Source organism: Nonomuraea mesophila (assembly GCF_004352805.1).
Classification (GTDB): Bacteria; Actinomycetota; Actinomycetes; order Streptosporangiales; family Streptosporangiaceae; genus Nonomuraea; species Nonomuraea longispora.
On sequence record NZ_SMLD01000104.1, the window covers coordinates 17,722 to 33,929 of the forward strand.

General features: G+C 69.8%; 16 protein-coding genes and 1 pseudogene. 12 read left to right on the forward strand and 5 right to left on the reverse strand.

What is annotated here, in order from left to right; genetic code table 11:
- The first annotated feature begins 43 nt into the window (after positions 1-43).
- The 4 genes from E1295_RS31160 (at position 44) to E1295_RS31175 (ending at position 3,538) form a co-directional block, all read left to right on the forward strand.
- Entirely contained in the window at positions 44-1,171 is a 1,128-nt protein-coding gene (locus E1295_RS31160; protein ID WP_132635717.1) for a sensor histidine kinase, read from the forward strand.
- A complete protein-coding gene (locus tag E1295_RS31165; protein WP_132635720.1) occupies positions 1,168-1,842 on the forward strand; it encodes a response regulator in 675 nt (224 codons plus the stop codon). Before E1295_RS31160 ends, E1295_RS31165 begins: the two co-directional genes overlap by 4 nt.
- A gap of 80 nt (positions 1,843-1,922) precedes the next feature.
- Entirely contained in the window at positions 1,923-2,813 is an 891-nt protein-coding gene (locus E1295_RS31170) for an ABC transporter ATP-binding protein (RefSeq protein WP_132635723.1), read from the forward strand.
- On the forward strand, positions 2,810-3,538 hold the full coding sequence (locus E1295_RS31175) for an ABC transporter permease (RefSeq protein ID WP_132635726.1): 729 nt from the start codon (positions 2,810-2,812) through the stop codon (positions 3,536-3,538). The genes E1295_RS31170 and E1295_RS31175 overlap by 4 nt, the downstream gene beginning before the upstream one ends.
- Before the next feature lie 4 nt (positions 3,539-3,542).
- Here E1295_RS31175 and proC read toward each other — a convergent pair whose 3' ends face one another.
- A complete protein-coding gene (gene proC / locus E1295_RS31180) occupies positions 3,543-4,337 on the reverse strand; it encodes a pyrroline-5-carboxylate reductase (protein ID WP_132635729.1) in 795 nt (264 codons plus the stop codon).
- A 44-nt stretch (positions 4,338-4,381) separates the two neighbouring features.
- The gene (locus E1295_RS31185) at positions 4,382-5,263 is read right to left on the reverse strand and encodes a proline dehydrogenase family protein (protein WP_132635732.1); all 882 of its coding nucleotides are present in this window, start codon (positions 5,261-5,263) and stop codon (positions 4,382-4,384) included.
- An 88-nt stretch (positions 5,264-5,351) separates the two neighbouring features.
- Here E1295_RS31185 and E1295_RS31190 point away from each other — a divergent pair, with 88 nt between their 5' ends.
- The 7 genes and pseudogenes from E1295_RS31190 to E1295_RS31220 all read left to right on the forward strand — a co-directional run bounded on the left by E1295_RS31190 (position 5,352) and on the right by E1295_RS31220 (position 13,491).
- A complete protein-coding gene (locus E1295_RS31190) occupies positions 5,352-5,780 on the forward strand; it encodes a hypothetical protein (protein ID WP_246080558.1) in 429 nt (142 codons plus the stop codon).
- A gap of 232 nt (positions 5,781-6,012) precedes the next feature.
- Positions 6,013-7,887 carry a molecular chaperone DnaK gene (gene dnaK, locus E1295_RS31195; RefSeq protein WP_132635735.1) on the forward strand — a complete coding sequence of 625 codons (1,875 nt, stop codon included), beginning with the start codon at positions 6,013-6,015 and terminating at the stop codon, positions 7,885-7,887.
- Entirely contained in the window at positions 7,887-8,477 is a 591-nt protein-coding gene (gene grpE / locus E1295_RS31200; RefSeq protein WP_132635738.1) for a nucleotide exchange factor GrpE, read from the forward strand. The genes dnaK and grpE overlap by 1 nt, the downstream gene beginning before the upstream one ends.
- Positions 8,478-8,498: 21 nt before the next feature.
- Complete coding sequence (gene dnaJ / locus E1295_RS31205; RefSeq protein WP_132635741.1) at positions 8,499-9,674, forward strand: molecular chaperone DnaJ; 1,176 nt, start codon at positions 8,499-8,501, stop codon at positions 9,672-9,674.
- Positions 9,675-9,677: 3 nt separating this feature from the next.
- Positions 9,678-10,001 (forward strand): annotated as a pseudogene (locus E1295_RS31210) (heat shock protein transcriptional repressor HspR); the annotation flags it as partial.
- 31 nt (positions 10,002-10,032) lie between these two features.
- Positions 10,033-12,603: an ATP-dependent chaperone ClpB gene (gene clpB / locus E1295_RS31215; RefSeq protein WP_132635744.1), complete on the forward strand. Its 2,571-nt coding sequence runs from the start codon at positions 10,033-10,035 to the stop codon at positions 12,601-12,603.
- 225 nt (positions 12,604-12,828) lie between these two features.
- Positions 12,829-13,491, forward strand: coding sequence for a hypothetical protein (locus E1295_RS31220; protein WP_132635747.1), 663 nt, complete (start codon positions 12,829-12,831; stop codon positions 13,489-13,491).
- A gap of 217 nt (positions 13,492-13,708) precedes the next feature.
- On the opposite strand, the gene E1295_RS31225 is transcribed toward E1295_RS31220, so the two are convergent.
- On the reverse strand, positions 13,709-14,239 hold the full coding sequence (locus E1295_RS31225; RefSeq protein ID WP_246080560.1) for a tetratricopeptide repeat protein: 531 nt from the start codon (positions 14,237-14,239) through the stop codon (positions 13,709-13,711).
- Positions 14,240-14,397: 158 nt separating this feature from the next.
- Here E1295_RS31225 and E1295_RS31230 point away from each other — a divergent pair, with 158 nt between their 5' ends.
- Positions 14,398-14,730, forward strand: a complete 333-nt coding sequence (locus tag E1295_RS31230) for a hypothetical protein (protein ID WP_132635750.1) — start codon at positions 14,398-14,400, stop codon at positions 14,728-14,730.
- A gap of 4 nt (positions 14,731-14,734) precedes the next feature.
- Here the strand turns inward: E1295_RS31230 and E1295_RS31235 are convergent, their stop codons facing one another.
- Both E1295_RS31235 and E1295_RS31240 read right to left on the reverse strand, forming a co-directional pair.
- Positions 14,735-15,301 (reverse strand): TetR/AcrR family transcriptional regulator, encoded by a 567-nt coding sequence (locus E1295_RS31235; RefSeq protein WP_132635753.1) that lies wholly within the window; start codon positions 15,299-15,301, stop codon positions 14,735-14,737.
- A 97-nt stretch (positions 15,302-15,398) separates the two neighbouring features.
- A partial coding sequence (locus E1295_RS31240) for an SDR family NAD(P)-dependent oxidoreductase (RefSeq protein WP_132635756.1) occupies positions 15,399-16,208 on the reverse strand: 810 nt, incomplete at its 5' end.

Consider the following 16,208-nt stretch of genomic DNA (forward strand, 5'->3'; position numbering starts at 1 on the left):
CATCTCCCCGCGACCTCTCCGAATCGTGACTTAGTGTCTTATCGTGCGCCCAGCGCGATCCTTACTCCGGCTCATCCGCTTCTTCCGGCGTCCCAAGGTCTTCGACCGGACGCTGGTGATCGTGCTGGCCTCCCCAGGGCTTTTCCTGATCCCCGTCATGCTCCTCATGGGGATCACCACGCAGGTCCTGAGCGCACTGCCCTACCTGGCCGCCGTCATGGTCCTGCTCATGCGGCGCAACCGGCCGGTTCTGGTCACCGCGCTGGTCGCCGCGATCGACGTGGCCGGCGTGGCGGCGGACGTCAGCCCGTCCAGCAACGCCCCCGCTCTCATCGCCTACTACAGCCTGGGCCGCTACACCACCGGCCGCACGACCGCGATCGCCGCCACGGGGGCGTTCGCCGCCTTCGCGACGGTGCTGGAGCTGGACCAGGTCACCGGCGGCTGGGTGGTGGCCCTGTTCAACGTCGGCGTGCCCGTCGGGATGGGGCAGATCGTCCGGCTCAGGAGCGAGCTGCAGGAACGCGGGCGGCGCGAAGCCGCCGACGCCGCGGTCAGCGCCGAGCGGCGGCGCATCGCCAGAGAGCTGCACGACGTGGTCGCCCACCACATCACGGTGATCAACGCCCTGGTCGGCGGCGCCAGGGCCACGCTCCCGGCCGAGCAGGAGGTCACCAGGAACGCCCTGGAGAGCGCCGAGCAGACCGCCCGCCAGGCGATGTCCGAGATGCGCCACCTGCTCGACGTGCTCAGGGCCGACGGTCACGAAGGACCGGACGCCGCCACGGGGGTGGGCGCCGACCGGCTGCCCACGCTGATCAAGGAGGCCAGGTCGGCGGGGCTGCCCGCGCACCTGACCGTGACCGGCGAGCCCGTAGCGCTCCCTGCCGTCGTGGACCACGCGGTCTACCGGATCGTGCAGGAGGCGCTGACCAACACGCGCAAGCACGCACCGGGCGCGCGGGCGAGTGTGCTGCTCACGTACGAGCCGGAGGCCGTGGAGGTCGAGGTGCTCGACGACGGCAGCGCCAAGGGGTCCGAGACGCCGGGGTTCGGGCTCGGGGGCATGGCCGAACGGGTGGCGTTGTGCGGCGGCCGGCTCTCCACGGGACCCCGCGCGCCGCAAGGAGGCTTCCGCGTGCACGCCCGCATCCCCCTGGAGACACCGTGATCAAAGTGCTGCTGGCCGACGACCACGAGCTGGTACGCATGGGCTTCAAGCTGATGCTCGACGCCCAGTCCGACATGAGCGTCGTGGGCGAGGCCGGCGACGGTGAGCGGGCAGTGGACCTGTGCCGGCGGCTGCGCCCCGACGTGGTGCTGATGGACCTGCACATGCCGGGCCTCGACGGGGTCGGCGCGACCGAGCTGATCACCCTGGAGCTGCCGGAGGTCCGGGTGCTCGCGCTGAGCACGTTCGACCTGGACGAGAACGTGCTCGCGGCGCTCAGGGCGGGGGCCGGCGGGTTCCTGCCCAAGGACGTCTCCCCCGAGGAGCTGATCGACGGCGTGCGCGTGGTGCACCGCGGCGAGTCCGCCGTCGCGCCGCGCCTGCTCACCAGGCTGATCGGCACGTTCGTACGCGCCGCCGACGGCCGGGACGACGACCGCCCGCCGCGGCGGGAGCCGGCCGAGGTCGCCGGCCTGACGGAACGCGAACGGGAGATCCTCGTGCTGATCGCGCGCGGCCGCTCCAACGCCGAGATCGCCACGGCCCTGTCGGTCTCCCCCTCGACCGTCAAGAACCATGTGACGAACCTGTTCGCCAAGCTCGGCGTCAGGGACCGGGCGCAGGCCGTGATCGTCGCCTACGAGGCGGGGCTCGTCCACCCGGGAGAGTAGGACCAGGCTCCCAGACGCCCGCGCGGGAATCGGTTCCCGCGCAGGAGGTGCACGATCGCGGGCGACGGCACGCTGGGATCATGACCGCGATACGGGCAACCAACCTGAGCAAACGCTACGGCGACACGGTCGCCGTGTCGGACCTGTCGTTCGACGTCGAGCCCGGCAGGGTGACCGGTTTCCTCGGCCCCAACGGCGCCGGCAAGTCCACGACCATGCGGATGATCCTGGGGCTCGACCGGCCGTCCGGCGGCTCGGCGCTCGTGGACGGGCTGCCGTACGCCGAGCTGACACACCCGCTGCGCAAGGTGGGCGCGCTGCTGGACGCCAAGGCCGTGCACGGCGGGCGCAGCGCCCGCAACCACCTGCTGGCCATCGCCCAGAGCAACGGCATCCCGAACGGCCGCGTGAACGAGGTGCTGGAGACCGTGGGCCTGCGCGAGGTGGCGGGGCGCCGGATCGGCGGGTTCTCCCTGGGCATGTCGCAGCGCCTGGGCATCGCCGCCGCGCTGCTCGGCGACCCGGAGATCCTGCTGTTCGACGAGCCGGTCAACGGACTCGACCCCGACGGCATCCTGTGGATCCGCACCTTCATGCGGCGGCTGGCGGCCGAGGGCCGCACGGTGTTCGTCTCCAGCCACCTGATGAGCGAAATGGCGCAGACCGCCGACCACCTGATCGTGATCGGCAAGGGCACGCTGATCGCCGACACGAGCGTGCGGGAGTTCATCGGGCGCAGCTCGCAGGGGTACGTACGGGTGCGCTCGCCGCGGCTGGCCGAGGTCGCCGAGCTGATCAAGGTGGGCGAACTCCACCACGACCACCTCCGGGTCACCGCGATGAGCCCGGTCGAGATCGGCACGCTCACCGCGCGGGCCGGGATCCCGCTGGAGGAGCTGACGTTCGTGCAGCCGTCGCTGGAGGCGGCGTACATGGAGCTGACCAAGGACAGCCTGGAGTACACCTCATGATCGACATTTTCCGGTCCGAATGGACCAAGATCCGCTCTGTTCGCTCCACGATGTGGACGCTGGCCATCGCGGTGCTGGCGCTGCTGGGCATGTCCGCCCTGCTCAACGGCACGGCCGACGATCCGGTCGAGGGGGCGCGGGCGATCGCGATGAGCATGGGCGGCGTGATGATCGCGGCGCTGCCCATGGCCACGCTCGGTGTCCTGGTGATCTCCAGCGAGTACCGTACGGGGGCCATCCGCACGTCGCTCATGGCCGTGCCGACACGCATCAGCCTGCTGACCGGCAAGATCGTGGTGTTCACCGTGACCTCGATGGTGGTCTGCACGGTCGCGACGGCCGGCGCGCTCGCCGTCGGCCTGGCCCTCGCCCAGCCGCCGTCGGTCGACGCGGGCGCCGCCGTCCAGGTCGCTCTGGGCTCGGCGCTCTACCTGACCGCGTGCGGCCTGTTCGGGCTCGGGCTCGGCACGCTGATCCGGCACACGCCCGGCGCCGTGGTGTCGGCCATCGCGCTGATCCTGGTGGTCCCCCCGATGACGAACCAGCTTCCCGGGCAGTGGGGCGACATCGTGGCCGCGCACTTCACCACGAACGCGGGCATGCTCGTCGTGACGGGTCACGGCAACGATCACCTCGGCCCGTGGAGCGGCTTCGGCGTCTACATGGCCTGGATCGCCGTGGCCCTGGTCGTCGGCGGCGTGTTGCTGCGGCGGCGCGACGCGTGAGCGGTCAGCCGGAGGCGAGCTCGCGGCCGCGGTCGCGGGCCGCCTCGATGGCGGCCAGGAACGCGGCCCGCACGCTGTGGCGCTCCAGCTCGGCGATGGCCGCGATCGTGGTGCCGCCGGGAGAGGTGACGGCCTCGCGCAGGATCACCGGGTGCTCGCCCGAGTCGCGCAACATCACGGCGGCGCCGACGATCGACTGGGTGACCATGTCGAGCGCGGCCGCCCGCGGCATGCCGAGCAGGATGCCCGCGTCGACCATGGCCTCGACGAGGTAGAAGAAGTAGGCGGGGCCGCTGCCGGACAGCGCGGTGGCGGCGTCTTGCTGCGACTCGGGGATGCGCAGCACCTTGCCGACGGGGCTGAGCAGCGCCTCGGTGAGCCTGAGGTGCTCCTCGCCCGCGTGCGCGCCCGCCGAGATGACGCTCATCGCCTCGTCGAACCTGATGGGCGTGTTGGACATCACCCGGACCACCGGCACCTCGACGCCGAGCCGCTGCTCCACGAACGACGTCGTGATGCCGGCCGCGGCGGTGATCACCAGACGGTCGGCGGGCACGCAGGGGGCGATCTCGGCCAGCAGCGTGGCCATGTCCTGGGGTTTGACGGCCAGGATCAGCGTGTCGGCCGCCTTGGCCGCCTCGACGTTGGGGACGGTGCGCACGCCGTAGGACTCGCGCAGCGCCTGCGCCCGCTCGGGCCTGCGGGTGGTCGCCATGATCTCGCCGGGCTCGAAGCCGGCGCGCAGCAGCCCGGACAGCAGCGCCTCGCCCATCTTGCCCGTGCCCAGAATCGCGATCATTTCCGCCCCTCGAGGAATAGATGCTGATGCAGCTTACCGGCGGGCTAGCCCCGTGACAGCAGGGAGCGCAGGAAGAAGGCCAGGTTGCGGGGGCGCTCCGCCAGGCGGCGCATGAGGTAGGGATACCAGTCGGCGCCGTAGGGGACGTAGACGCGCACCGTGAAGCCGAGTGCCGCCAAACGGGTCTGCTCGTCGGGGCGCACGCCGTACAGCATCTGATATTCGAAGCCGGTCGGGTCGCGCCCGTCGAGCACGGCGAGCGTCGAGGCGATGCGTACGATCCTGGGGTCGTGGGTGGCGACCATCGGATGGCCGGCGCCGGCCATCAACACCTTCAGGCAGCGTACGAACGAGCGGTCGATGTCGGCGGTCGAGGTGTAGGCGCCTGGAGCGGTGTAGGCGCCCTTGCACAGCCGCACCCTGGCGTCGCCGAGCTGCTCGCAGCGGTCGAGCGAGTCGGGCAGGTAGGCCTGCACCACCACGCCCACGTCGGGGTGGTCCTTGCGCAGCGCGGCGTGCACGGCGTGCAGCCTGGCGATCGTGTCGTGCTCCTCCGCGTCGAGCGTCACCGTGACGTCCCTGGCCGCGGCGGCCCTGCAGATGGCCGCGGCGTTGTCGAACGCGAGCTCCTCCGACAGGCGCAGCCCGAGCGCCGTCAGTTTGACCGACACGTCGGCGCCCGGAGGCAGCATGCGGAGCAGCGACAGGTAGGCGGTCACGGTGTTCTCGACCTGCGAGCGGCCGGTCACCTCCTCGCCGAGGTGGTCGGCGGAGACGCGCAGGCCCTTGCGGGACAGCCGGTCGACGGCGGCGCCGATGTCGTCGGCGACATAGCGCCTGACCACGTCCGCGGTCAGCGGCGACGTGGTGATGACGCGCTCGGCGCGCCGGCTCTTGGAGACAGCGAGCAATGCCTGACGGAGCACATGACCACACTATGGTGAACCGGCGACCGGCGGGATCCGTCGTAGGGGTATGCGGACAATGACAGCGACCCTTCTGGCCGGATGTCTGATGCTGGCGACGAGTTGCGGCACGGCCCAGCCTGCCGAGCGTGCCTCCGCCCCCAGCCAGGACAAGCCGCCCGTCGTGTCCAACCCGGTCGGCACCACGCCCAGCCAGGCGCCCTCGAAGGCCCCCAAGCAGGTCAAGCCGACAGGCGACGCCATCAACGTGCACAAGGCCCGCTGGACGAAGGCCAAGCCCACCTCCAAGGGCAAGAAGCTTCAGCTGACGTGGCAGTCGGGGGTGGAGCCCTGCACGGTGCTGGACCGCGTCAAGGTCAAGGAGACGGCCAAGCGCGTCACGGTCACCCTGTACGAGGGCACGTCGCCCAAGGCCAGAAACGTCTCCTGCATCATGATCGCGATCGAGAAGACCACCACGGTCAAGCTGAAGAAGCCCCTCGGCAAGCGCAAGGTCGTGGACGGCGCCAAGCCGTAACGACCGCCTTCCAGCCCGCGAACCCCCGGCAGCGCACCCACGACGCCGGGGGTTCGCTGTGCGCGGAACCCTTGACCCCACTGCGCCGTTGCGCGTGATGTGGACCTTTATTGCGGGAATGTCTCGGCGCTCACGAGGGTTGAGTCGGGTAGGCTCAAGTCGTTTGCCAAAGACGACACACATCCGTTAGCTTGAGTCTGACCGACTCAACTTTGACTACGAGGACTCACTCATGGCACGTGCGGTAGGTATCGACCTTGGGACGACCAACTCCGTCGTCTCGATCCTCGAGGGCGGTGAGCCCACCGTCATCGCGAATGCGCAGGGCTCGCGGACCACGCCGTCCGTGGTCGCCTTCGCGAAGAACGGCGAGGTCCTGGTCGGCGAGGTCGCCAAGCGCCAGGCGGTCACCAACGTGGACCGGACGATCCGGTCGGTCAAGCGGGAGATGGGCACCACCTGGTCCCAGGAGATCGACGGGAAGAAGTTCTCGCCGCAGCAGATCAGCGCCTTCGTCCTGCAGAAGCTCAAGCAGGACGCCGAGGCCTATCTGGGCGAGAAGATCACCGACGCCGTGATCACCGTCCCGGCCTACTTCAACGACGCCCAGCGGCAGGCCACCAAGGAGGCCGGCACCATCGCGGGCCTCAACGTGCTCCGCATCATCAACGAGCCGACCGCCGCGGCCCTCGCCTACGGGCTCGACAAGGAGCAGGACCAGACCATCCTGGTCTTCGACCTCGGTGGCGGCACCTTCGACGTGTCGCTGCTCGACGTCGGCCAGGAGGACGGCCACGGATTCGTCGAGGTCAAGGCCACCTCCGGTGACAACCACCTCGGTGGCGACGACTGGGACCAGCGCGTCGTCGACGAGCTCGTCAAGCGCTTCCAGAACGCCCACGGCGTCGACCTGGCCAAGGACAAAATGGCCCTGCAGCGCCTGCGCGAGGCGGCGGAGAAGGCCAAGATCGAGCTGTCCAGCCAGTCCGAGACCAACATCAACCTGCCCTACATCACGGCTTCGGCCGAGGGCCCGCTGCACCTCGACGAGAAGCTGACGCGCGCCGAGTTCCAGCGGCTGACGGCCGACCTGCTCGAGCGCGCCAAGGGCCCGTTCAACCAGGTCATCAAGGACGCCGGCATCAAGGTTGCCGACATCGCCCACGTGGTGCTCGTCGGCGGCTCGACCCGCATGCCCGCCGTCTCCGAGTTGGTCAAGGACCTGACCGGCGGCAAGGAGCCCAACAAGGGCGTCAACCCCGACGAGGTCGTCGCCATCGGCGCCGCCCTGCAGGCGGGTGTGCTCAAGGGCGAGGTCAAGGACGTCCTGCTGCTCGACGTGACCCCGCTGTCGCTGGGCATCGAGACCAAGGGCGGCATCTTCACGAAGATCATCGAGCGCAACACGACGATCCCGACCAAGCGCTCCGAGGTCTTCACCACGGCCGAGGACAACCAGCCGTCGGTGCAGATCCAGGTCTACCAGGGCGAGCGCGAGATCGCGTCCTACAACAAGAAGCTGGCCACGTTCGAGCTGACCGGCATCGCGCCGGCGCCGCGCGGCATCCCACAGATCGAGGTCACCTTCGACATCGACGCCAACGGCATCGTCAACGTCTCCGCCAAGGACCTGGGAACGGGCAAGGAGCAGACGATGACGATCACCGGCGGTTCCGCGCTGCCGAAGGACGACATCGAGCGGATGATGCGCGAGGCCGAGTCGTACGCCGAGGAGGACAAGAAGCGCCGCGAGGAGGCCGAGGTCCGCAACAACGCCGACGGGCTCGCCTACCAGACGGAGAAGTTCCTCCGCGAGAACGACGACAAGGTTCCCGCCGACGTCAAGACCGAGGTCAACGACGCCCTGGCTGAGCTGAAGAAGGCTCTGGAGGGCACCGACACCGACGTCATCCGCACCTCGGCGGAGACGCTCGCCACCGTCAGCCAGAAGATGGGTTCGGCGATCTACGCCCAGAGCCAGGGTCAGCAGGCCGGCGGCGAGGGCGGCCCGCAGGACGCCACGTCCGGTCAGGAGGGCCAGAAGGCCGATGACGACGTGGTCGAAGCCGAGATCGTCGACGAAGACCAGCCGAAGAAGGACAAGTGATGCCGCCGCGTGAAAACGGGCACGAGGAGCCAGTGATCCGCGACAACCGCAAGATCGATCCCGATACGGGCCAGGTGCGCGACGCCCCGGCCGCCGAGCAGGAGGCGCCCGCCGAGGCGCCGGAGGCGCAGAACGGCGAGCTGGCGGCCCAGCTCGCCGAGCGGACCGCCGACCTGCAGCGGCTCCAGGCGGAATACACCAACTACCGCAGGCGCGTCGAACGCGACCGCGTGGTGGTCCGTGAGCAGGCGGTCGCCGGGGCGTTGACGGAGCTGTTGCCCGTGCTCGACGACATCGGCAGAGCCCGCGAGCACGGTGAGCTGACCGGGGGCTTCGCGAAGGTGGCGGAGTCCCTGGAAGCGGCGGTCACCAAGCTGGGGCTCAGCCCCTTCGGGCAGAAGGGCGACCCGTTCGACCCGACGGTCCACGAGGCGCTGATGCACAGCTACTCCGACGACGTGACCGAGCCGACCGCCATCGACGTGCTGCAGCTCGGTTACCGGATGGGTGACAGGGTGCTGCGCCCGGCGCGGGTGGCCGTCGCCGAACCCGAGGACGCCCCTCCCGCGTCCGATGACGACGACAACTGACACGAGGACGAAGGGCCGTAGATGAGCACCAAGGACTACTTGGAGAAGGACTACTACGCCGTCCTTGGTGTGCCCAAGACCGCCACCGCCGAAGAGATCAAAAAGGCCTACCGGAAGCTGGCCAGGGAATACCACCCCGACACCAACAAGGGCGACGCGACCAAGGAGACCAAGTTCAAAGAGGTCTCCGAGGCTTACGACGTCCTGTCCGACAGCAAGCGCCGCAAGGAATACGACGAGGCGCGCACGCTGTTCGGGTCCGGGGTGGGCGGCCAGCGGCCCGGCGGTGGCGGGTTCCCGTTCGACTTCGGCGACCTGTTCGGCGGCACGGCGCAGCCGGGTCAGGGCGGAGGCGCCGGTGACCGGCTCGGCGACCTGTTCGGCGGACTGTTCAACCGCGGCGGCTCCACCCGCACCTCGACCACGTCCAGGCCGCGGCGCGGCCAGGACGTGGAGTCCGAGGTGACGCTGACGTTCACCGAAGCGGCCGAGGGCACCACGGTGTCACTCAGGCTCACGAGTTCGGCCGCCTGCGGCGCGTGCACCGGCACGGGCGCGCGGGCGGGCACGACACCGAGGGTCTGTCCCACCTGTGAGGGCACCGGGGCGGCCAGTCGCAACCTGGGCAACTTCGCCTTCTCCGAGCCCTGCCGCGACTGCAAGGGCCGCGGGCTGATCGTGGACGACCCCTGCCCCGTGTGCGAGGGCAGCGGCCGGGCCAAGAGCACCCGCACCATCCAGGCACGCATCCCCGCAGGGGTGGCCGACGGCCAGCGCGTCAAGCTCAAGGGCAAGGGAGCCCCGGGTGAGAACGGCGGCCCCGCCGGCGACCTCTACATCCAGACGCACGTCAAACCGCATGCCGTGTTCGGCAGGTCGGGCGACAACCTGACGATCACCGTGCCGGTGACGTTCACGGAGGCCGCTCTGGGCGCCGAGATCAAGGTGCCCATCCTCAAGGGCATGCCGGTGACGCTGCGCATCCCCGCGGGCACGCCCAACGGCCGCACGTTCCGCGTGCGGGGCAGGGGCATCACCCGCAAAGACGGCACCAAGGGCGACCTGCTCGCGACGGTCGAAGTGGTGGTGCCGAAGACGCTCGACGACAAGTCGCGCGAGCTCCTCACCGAGTTCAACACCGCGAACGCCGGCGAGGACCCACGCGCTGAGCTCATTCAGCGAGCCAGAAGCGAGTAGCCGATGGACGCCAACTATTTCGACCTGTCAGATGACACACCCGTCTATGTGATCTCGGTGGCCGCGCAGCTGTCGGGGCTGCATCCCCAGACCCTGCGCCAGTACGACCGGCTGGGGCTCGTCAGCCCCGGCCGCACCGCGGGGCGCGGCCGCCTCTACTCGACACGCGACATCATCCAGCTCCGCGAGGTGCAGCGGCTCTCCCAGGAGGAGGGCATCAACCTCGCGGGCATCAAGCGGATTCTCGAGCTCGAGAACGAAGCACTGCGGCTGCGGGAGGAGGTTCACCGCCTGCGTGCCGAGATGCGGATGGTCAGAGCGCTGATCCGCTACGAGCTGCCACCGGGGGCCTAGAACGATGGACTACAAGCTCACCCAGAAGAGCCAGGAAGCGCTCTCGGGTGCCATGCGGCGTGCCGCCGCCGAGGGCAATCCCGAGATCGCCCCCGTTCACCTGCTGACCACGCTGCTCTCCCAGACCGGCGGCACGGCCGTGCCGCTGCTCGAAGCCGTCGGCGCCGACTGGCGCGCGCTGCGGACGCGCGCGGAGGAGCAGCTCGGGGCGCTGCCGAAGGCGCAGGGCGCGACGGTGGGAGCGCCGTCGAGCTCGCGCCACCTGCTGACGGTGATGAACACCGCGGCCCAGCACGCCAACCGCCTCGAAGACCTCTACGTCTCGACCGAGCACCTGCTGGTGGGCCTGGCCACCGACGGCGGCCCCGTGGCCGACCTGCTGAAGTCGCAGGGTGCCACGCCGCAGGCGCTGCTCGACGCCTTCGAGAAAGTACGCGGCCATGCCCGCGTCACCAGCGAGACCCCTGAGGACACCTACCAGGCGCTGGAGAAATACGGCGTCGACCTGACCGAGCGCGCGAGGGGCGGCAAGCTCGACCCGGTCATCGGCCGCGACTCCGAGATCCGCCGCGTCATCCAGGTGCTCAGCCGCCGCACCAAGAACAACCCGGTGCTCATCGGGGAGCCCGGCGTCGGCAAGACCGCCGTCGTGGAGGGGCTGGCCCAGCGCATCGTGGCCGGAGACATCCCCGAGTCGCTGCGCAACAAGCGGCTCATCGCGCTCGACCTGGGCGCGATGGTGGCCGGCGCGAAATACCGCGGCGAATTCGAGGAGCGGCTGAAGGCCGTGCTCTCCGAGATCAAGGAGAGCGACGGGCAGATCGTGACGTTCATCGACGAGCTGCACACCGTCGTCGGCGCGGGGGCCGCCGAGGGCGCCATGGACGCCGGCAACATGCTCAAGCCCATGCTGGCCCGCGGCGAGCTGCGCATGATCGGCGCGACCACGCTCGACGAATACCGCGAGCGCATCGAGAAGGACCCCGCGCTGGAGCGCCGCTTCCAGCAGGTCTACGTGGGCGAGCCCACGGTCGAGGACACGATCGCGATCCTGCGCGGGCTCAAGGGCCGCTACGAGGCCCACCACCAGGTGCAGATCTCCGACGGCGCGCTGGTGGCCGCCGCCGCGCTGTCCGACCGCTACATCACCAACCGCTTTCTCCCCGACAAGGCCATCGACCTGGTCGACGAGGCCGCCTCGCGGCTGCGCATGGAGATCGACTCCCGTCCCGTGGAGATCGACCAGCTCCAGCGCAACGTCGACCGGATGAAGATGGAGGAGCTGGCGCTGTCGAAGGAGACCGACGAGGCCTCCGCGCAGCGGCTCGAACGCCTGCGCCAGGAGCTGGCCGACCGCCAGGAGGAGCTCAACGCCCTCGTCGGCCGCTGGGAGCACGAGAAGGCCGGGCTCAACAAGGTCGGTGAGCTGAAGAAGCAGCTCGACGAGGCCAGGAGCACCGCCGAGCGGGCACAGCGCGACGGCGACTTCGAGGCGGCGTCGCGGCTGATGTACGCCGAGGTGCCGCGGCTGGAGCAGGCGCTCAAGTCCGCCTCCGAGGCCGCGCAGCCCGACGACACCATGGTCAAGGAGGAGGTCGGGGCCGACGACATCGCCGAGGTGATCTCGTCGTGGACCGGCATCCCCGCCGGGCGGCTCCTGGAGGCGGAGACGGCCAAGCTGCTGCGCATGGAGGATGAGCTGGGCAGGCGGCTCATCGGCCAGCAGCGGGCCGTACAGGCCGTTTCCGACGCCGTACGCCGCAGCCGGGCCGGCATCGCCGACCCCGACAGGCCGACGGGTTCGTTCCTGTTCCTCGGGCCGACCGGTGTGGGCAAGACCGAGCTGGCCAAGGCGCTGGCGGAGTTCCTGTTCGACGACGAGCGGGCGATGACCCGCATCGACATGAGCGAATACTCCGAGAAGCACAGCGTGGCCAGGCTCGTCGGAGCGCCTCCCGGCTACGTCGGCTACGAGGAGGGCGGCCAGCTCACCGAGACCGTCAGGCGGCGCCCGTACACCGTGGTGCTGCTCGACGAGGTGGAGAAGGCCCACCCCGAGGTGTTCGACATCCTGCTGCAGGTGCTCGACGACGGGCGGCTGACCGACGGCCAGGGCCGTACGGTCGACTTCCGCAACACGATCCTGATCCTCACCTCCAACATCGGCTCGCAGTTCCTCGTCGATCCCGCGCTGGAGAACGGCGCCAAGCGCGAGGCGGTCATGGGGGCGGTGCGCAACTCGTTCAAGCCGGAGTTCCTCAACCGGCTCGACGACGTGATCCTGTTCGACGCGCTCGGTTCCGAGGAGCTGGCGCGGATCGTCGACCTTCAGGTCGACCGCCTGGCGCAGCGCCTGGCCGACCGCAGACTGACGCTGGAGGTCACGCCCGCGGCCCGCGAGTGGCTGGCGCTGACGGGCTACGACCCGATGTACGGCGCCCGCCCGCTGCGCCGCCTGGTGCAGTCGGCCATCGGCGACAAGCTGGCCAGGGCGGTGTTGTCGGGCGAGATCGCCGACGGCGACAAGGTCATGGTGGAGCTCGGCGACGACGAGCTGCTCATCCAGCGCGGCTGAGGCCCTGCCGGGAGCCCGGAGATCCGAGCGGTCTCCGGGCTCCCGGCGTGTCATGCCGCGGTCATGCGGCACGGGGATGGGTAAGGTTCGCCCCACACTTCGGACAAGCCGCACTCCCGCGGGCGGACGGCTGGCTACGTTCAGCGTTCGTCAGATCAGCGCAATCGATCAGGGGGACGTGCAGTGTCATCCCAGAAAGTCCGAAGCATCCTCGCGGTGGCCGCGGTGACCGCTGGTGTCACGTGGTGGGCCGCGACCCCCTCGACGGCTGACTCCTGCGCGAACACCAAGCCGGTCGTGTTGTCGCCCGACTCGGCCCTGTCCTTCTGCCACGAGCAGTCGAGGGTGAACGTCAACGACGGCGGCTCGGGCGGCAGCCGGATGGTCGCCGAGGAGTCGGGCAAGCTGGCCATGGCGACCGGGAGGCTGGCCAGGCAGCTGGGCCTGACCGGCCTGGCGGCGGGAAGGTCGGCGCTGGGCGGCACCGACATCGGCGGGGTCGCAGCCACCTGGGGCATGCCCATGCTGACCTCCGCCTCACCCGTCGTGTTCCCCGCGGTGCCGGGCCGCAGCGGCATGAGAGACATGTCGACCCTGTCGAGTGTGCCGGCGCTGCCCTCGCTGCCGTCGTTGCCCGAGACGCCGCTGCTGGCCAAGCTGCCGGCCGAGATGTCGCTCGGCCAGTCCACCCACAGCAACCGGATCGCGGGCAAGGACGTCCGGGCGCCGAAGGACCTCGACAAGCCCGTCCGTGAGGTCGGCGAGGACGTCATCGGCGTGCTGCTGCCGAAGGCGGTGGAGAGCGTCGAGGGAACGTCGATGCTGACCGGCGGGCGTTCGGCGGTGCCGGGCGTCACGGGGCTCACCGACGGTCTCGGGCTGCGGTGAGCACACCGTACGCCGGCCATCCCGTCCGGGCGCGGAACGTGCCTGCCGCGCCCGGATCCCCATGACGAAGGGGCCGCGGCCATCGGGGCGCGGCCCCTTCGCATCGGCTGTCACAGGAGTTGCAGCGGCTCGCCTCACGCGGGCAGGGTGCAGCGACCTCCGGCCACCGGCGGCCTCGCCCGGGGACGGGCCGCGACGTCGCGCGAGGGCGATCGCCTCAGGAGACCATCTGGTCGAGCTCGTCCTCGGGCAGCCCCAGGTCGACCCTGATGCGGTAGCGGGTGCGTAGCAGCGCCACCTGCTCGGGGTCGTCCTCGTCACAGTCGAGGACCGCCTGGGTGGCCCATTCGAGGCCACCGCGGAGATCTCCGTAGGCGACGAGCGTCTCGGCGATCGTGTGAGCGGTCGCCGTGGAGACGTTGCCCTCGGCGCGTATCGTCTCGATGACCTCCCTCGCCTCGTCGGGCCTGTCGAGCTCGAACAGCGTGTCGGCGATGCCTGCACGCGGGTCGAAGCCCGCCTCGCCACCGTCCTCGACGGCGCGCTGGAAACACTCCATCGCGCGCGCCGGCTGGCCCGCCGCTCGCCACTCCTCGGCGGCGAGGACGAGGATGGAAGCCCGGGAGACGTCGCCCGAGGAATAGTCGAGCGCGACGTCGTAGAGCCGACTGGCCAGGGAATCGTGGTCGTCGGCCAATAGAGCCTGCTCAAGCAGACGATCAAGGTGCTCACGGGTCACATGCGCCACACCGCGAGACTACCGAGCCGTCCGGCCGTTTGCCTGGTCAATCCGCACACTTACAAAACGGTAACGACTCGCCCAATCCTGCGCCTCCTGAGCGTGTTCATGCAGGTCACAGGGCATATAGCAGGTGCTCTGCTGTCAAGCGAGCTAAGGGGGCCGTGATGGGCGTGTCCAAGCAGATGACCTTCACGCTGGCCTGCGCTGTCGTGTTGTCGGCTCTCGTCCCCGGTCTCGCCGGTTACCTGTCGGCCCGTCTGGAGGCCATCGAGTCGGCGGAGCGCAGCCTGCGCGCCCTGGAGACCCGGCTGCACATCAGGGAGGCCAGGGACGCGCGTCCCGTCTCCTACCCGGGTCCGTGCGTGCGCACGCCTGCCGCGCCCGGCTATGAGGACGTGCCGACGGCCGCGCTCGGCCATCGGCGGCAATGGGTGGACGACGTGCCGACGTGGCTGCCCGGCATGGTGACGGAGCCACCGCACGCGGGCGGCCACTGACCACTCAGTCGTGCGGCGACCAGGATCGCAGCTGGCGGGAGAGGAAGCCGCGGATCAGGTGCTTGGCCGCCTCGACGATCTCCGGCTCACCGTCGGGGTCGCGGCGGAAGGCCAGTTTCAGCACGGCGTCGCCCGCCTCCACCGCCACCAGCACCGCGAGGTCGAGCTCGGGGCTGTCGGCCAGCCCGAACTCCTTCAGGAACAACCCGCGCAGCCGCCCGGCGATCACGGTGTTGTTGTCGGAGTCGGAGTCGAGCAGGTTGAGGTCGACGACGTCACCGAAGTGCAGGCTCTTGAAGCCGGCGACCGTGCGGTGCATGTCGACGTATTCGTCGATGATCGCGTCGACCGCCTCCCACCACCCCCGGTGGTCCTCCTCCAGGAACTTGCGGTCGACGCGTCGGACGAACTCCTCGACGTTGCGCCGGGTGAGCTCCTGCGTGATCGCGCGCTTGTCGGGAAAGAACTGGTAGACCGACCCGATCGCCACGCCCGCCCGCTCGGCTATGCGCGTGGTGGACAGGGCTTCGTACCCGATCTCGTCGAGCAACTCGGCGCAGGCGTCGAGCATCCGCTCGACCCGCCGGACGCTGCGGCGTTGTGCGGGTTGCCGCCTGAGTGCTTTGGGCTGGCTGCAGTCTTCATCAAGTTGCGGCGAGGACACGGATTCATCTTCTCCCGTACGGTCGATCGTTACCCCTGATTTGTGGATACCGAGGGGTTCGCGTCAACCGTGCGAGCCCGCGCATCGCCCGTGGCGAAATGCGTGACAGGGTATATCCGATCTTTCCCTCCATGTTCACCGGAACAACCGCCTGATTTCTGTGCACCGCACGCAGCACGTACGCAGCCACGCGCTCGGGCGGGTATGCGCGCCGCGCCAGGCCGCGTACGGCGTCGTCGTGCAGGTCCACGCCTGTGTACGTGGCGTTGCGGGCGATGGCCGTGGAGACGAAGCCCGGGCAGATGGCGCTGACCCCGATGTCGTGCCCGGCCAGCTCGGCTCGCAGGCAGTCGCTGAGCATCTTCACCGCGGCCTTCGAGGCGGAGTACGCGGGCAGCAGCCGGGAGGGCGCGAAGGCGGCCAGCGAGGCGACGTTGACGATGTGGCCGCCCTGGCCGCGTTCGACCATGGCGGCGGCGAACAGGCGGCATCCGTGCACGACGCCCCACAGGTTGATGTCGATGGTCCTACGCCAGTCGTCCACGGTGTGGTCGAGAAACGACCCGATGACCGCGATTCCGGCATTGTTCACCACAATGTCCGGCACGCCATATTGAGCGATGATATTTCGCGAAAACTCCTCCATCTGATCCATATCCGCCACATCGACCCGCGCCGCGTGAGCCGTACCCCCGAGGTCCTTCCCGATCGTCTCGGCGGCCCGCCGGGCGGCGTCGAGGTCGATGTCCGCGCAGACCACCTCGGCACCGTGCGCCGCGAACGCCCGCGAGGTCGCCAGCCCGATCCCCGACCC

Excerpts from the sequence above, each read along its gene's own strand:
- E1295_RS31170 (WP_132635723.1), top strand. The coding sequence starts at position 1,923 with ATGACCGCGATACGGGCAACCAACCTGAGCAAACGCTACGGCGACACG.
- E1295_RS31175 (WP_132635726.1), top strand. The coding sequence starts at position 2,810 with ATGATCGACATTTTCCGGTCCGAATGGACCAAGATCCGCTCTGTTCGC.
- proC (WP_132635729.1), bottom strand. The coding sequence starts at position 4,337 with ATGATCGCGATTCTGGGCACGGGCAAGATGGGCGAGGCGCTGCTGTCC.
- E1295_RS31190 (WP_246080558.1), top strand. The coding sequence starts at position 5,352 with ATGCTGGCGACGAGTTGCGGCACGGCCCAGCCTGCCGAGCGTGCCTCC.
- dnaK (WP_132635735.1), top strand. The coding sequence starts at position 6,013 with ATGGCACGTGCGGTAGGTATCGACCTTGGGACGACCAACTCCGTCGTC.
- grpE (WP_132635738.1), top strand. The coding sequence starts at position 7,887 with ATGCCGCCGCGTGAAAACGGGCACGAGGAGCCAGTGATCCGCGACAAC.
- dnaJ (WP_132635741.1), top strand. The coding sequence starts at position 8,499 with ATGAGCACCAAGGACTACTTGGAGAAGGACTACTACGCCGTCCTTGGT.
- clpB (WP_132635744.1), top strand. The coding sequence starts at position 10,033 with ATGGACTACAAGCTCACCCAGAAGAGCCAGGAAGCGCTCTCGGGTGCC.
- E1295_RS31230 (WP_132635750.1), top strand. The coding sequence starts at position 14,398 with ATGGGCGTGTCCAAGCAGATGACCTTCACGCTGGCCTGCGCTGTCGTG.
- E1295_RS31235 (WP_132635753.1), bottom strand. The coding sequence starts at position 15,301 with ATGCTCGACGCCTGCGCCGAGTTGCTCGACGAGATCGGGTACGAAGCC.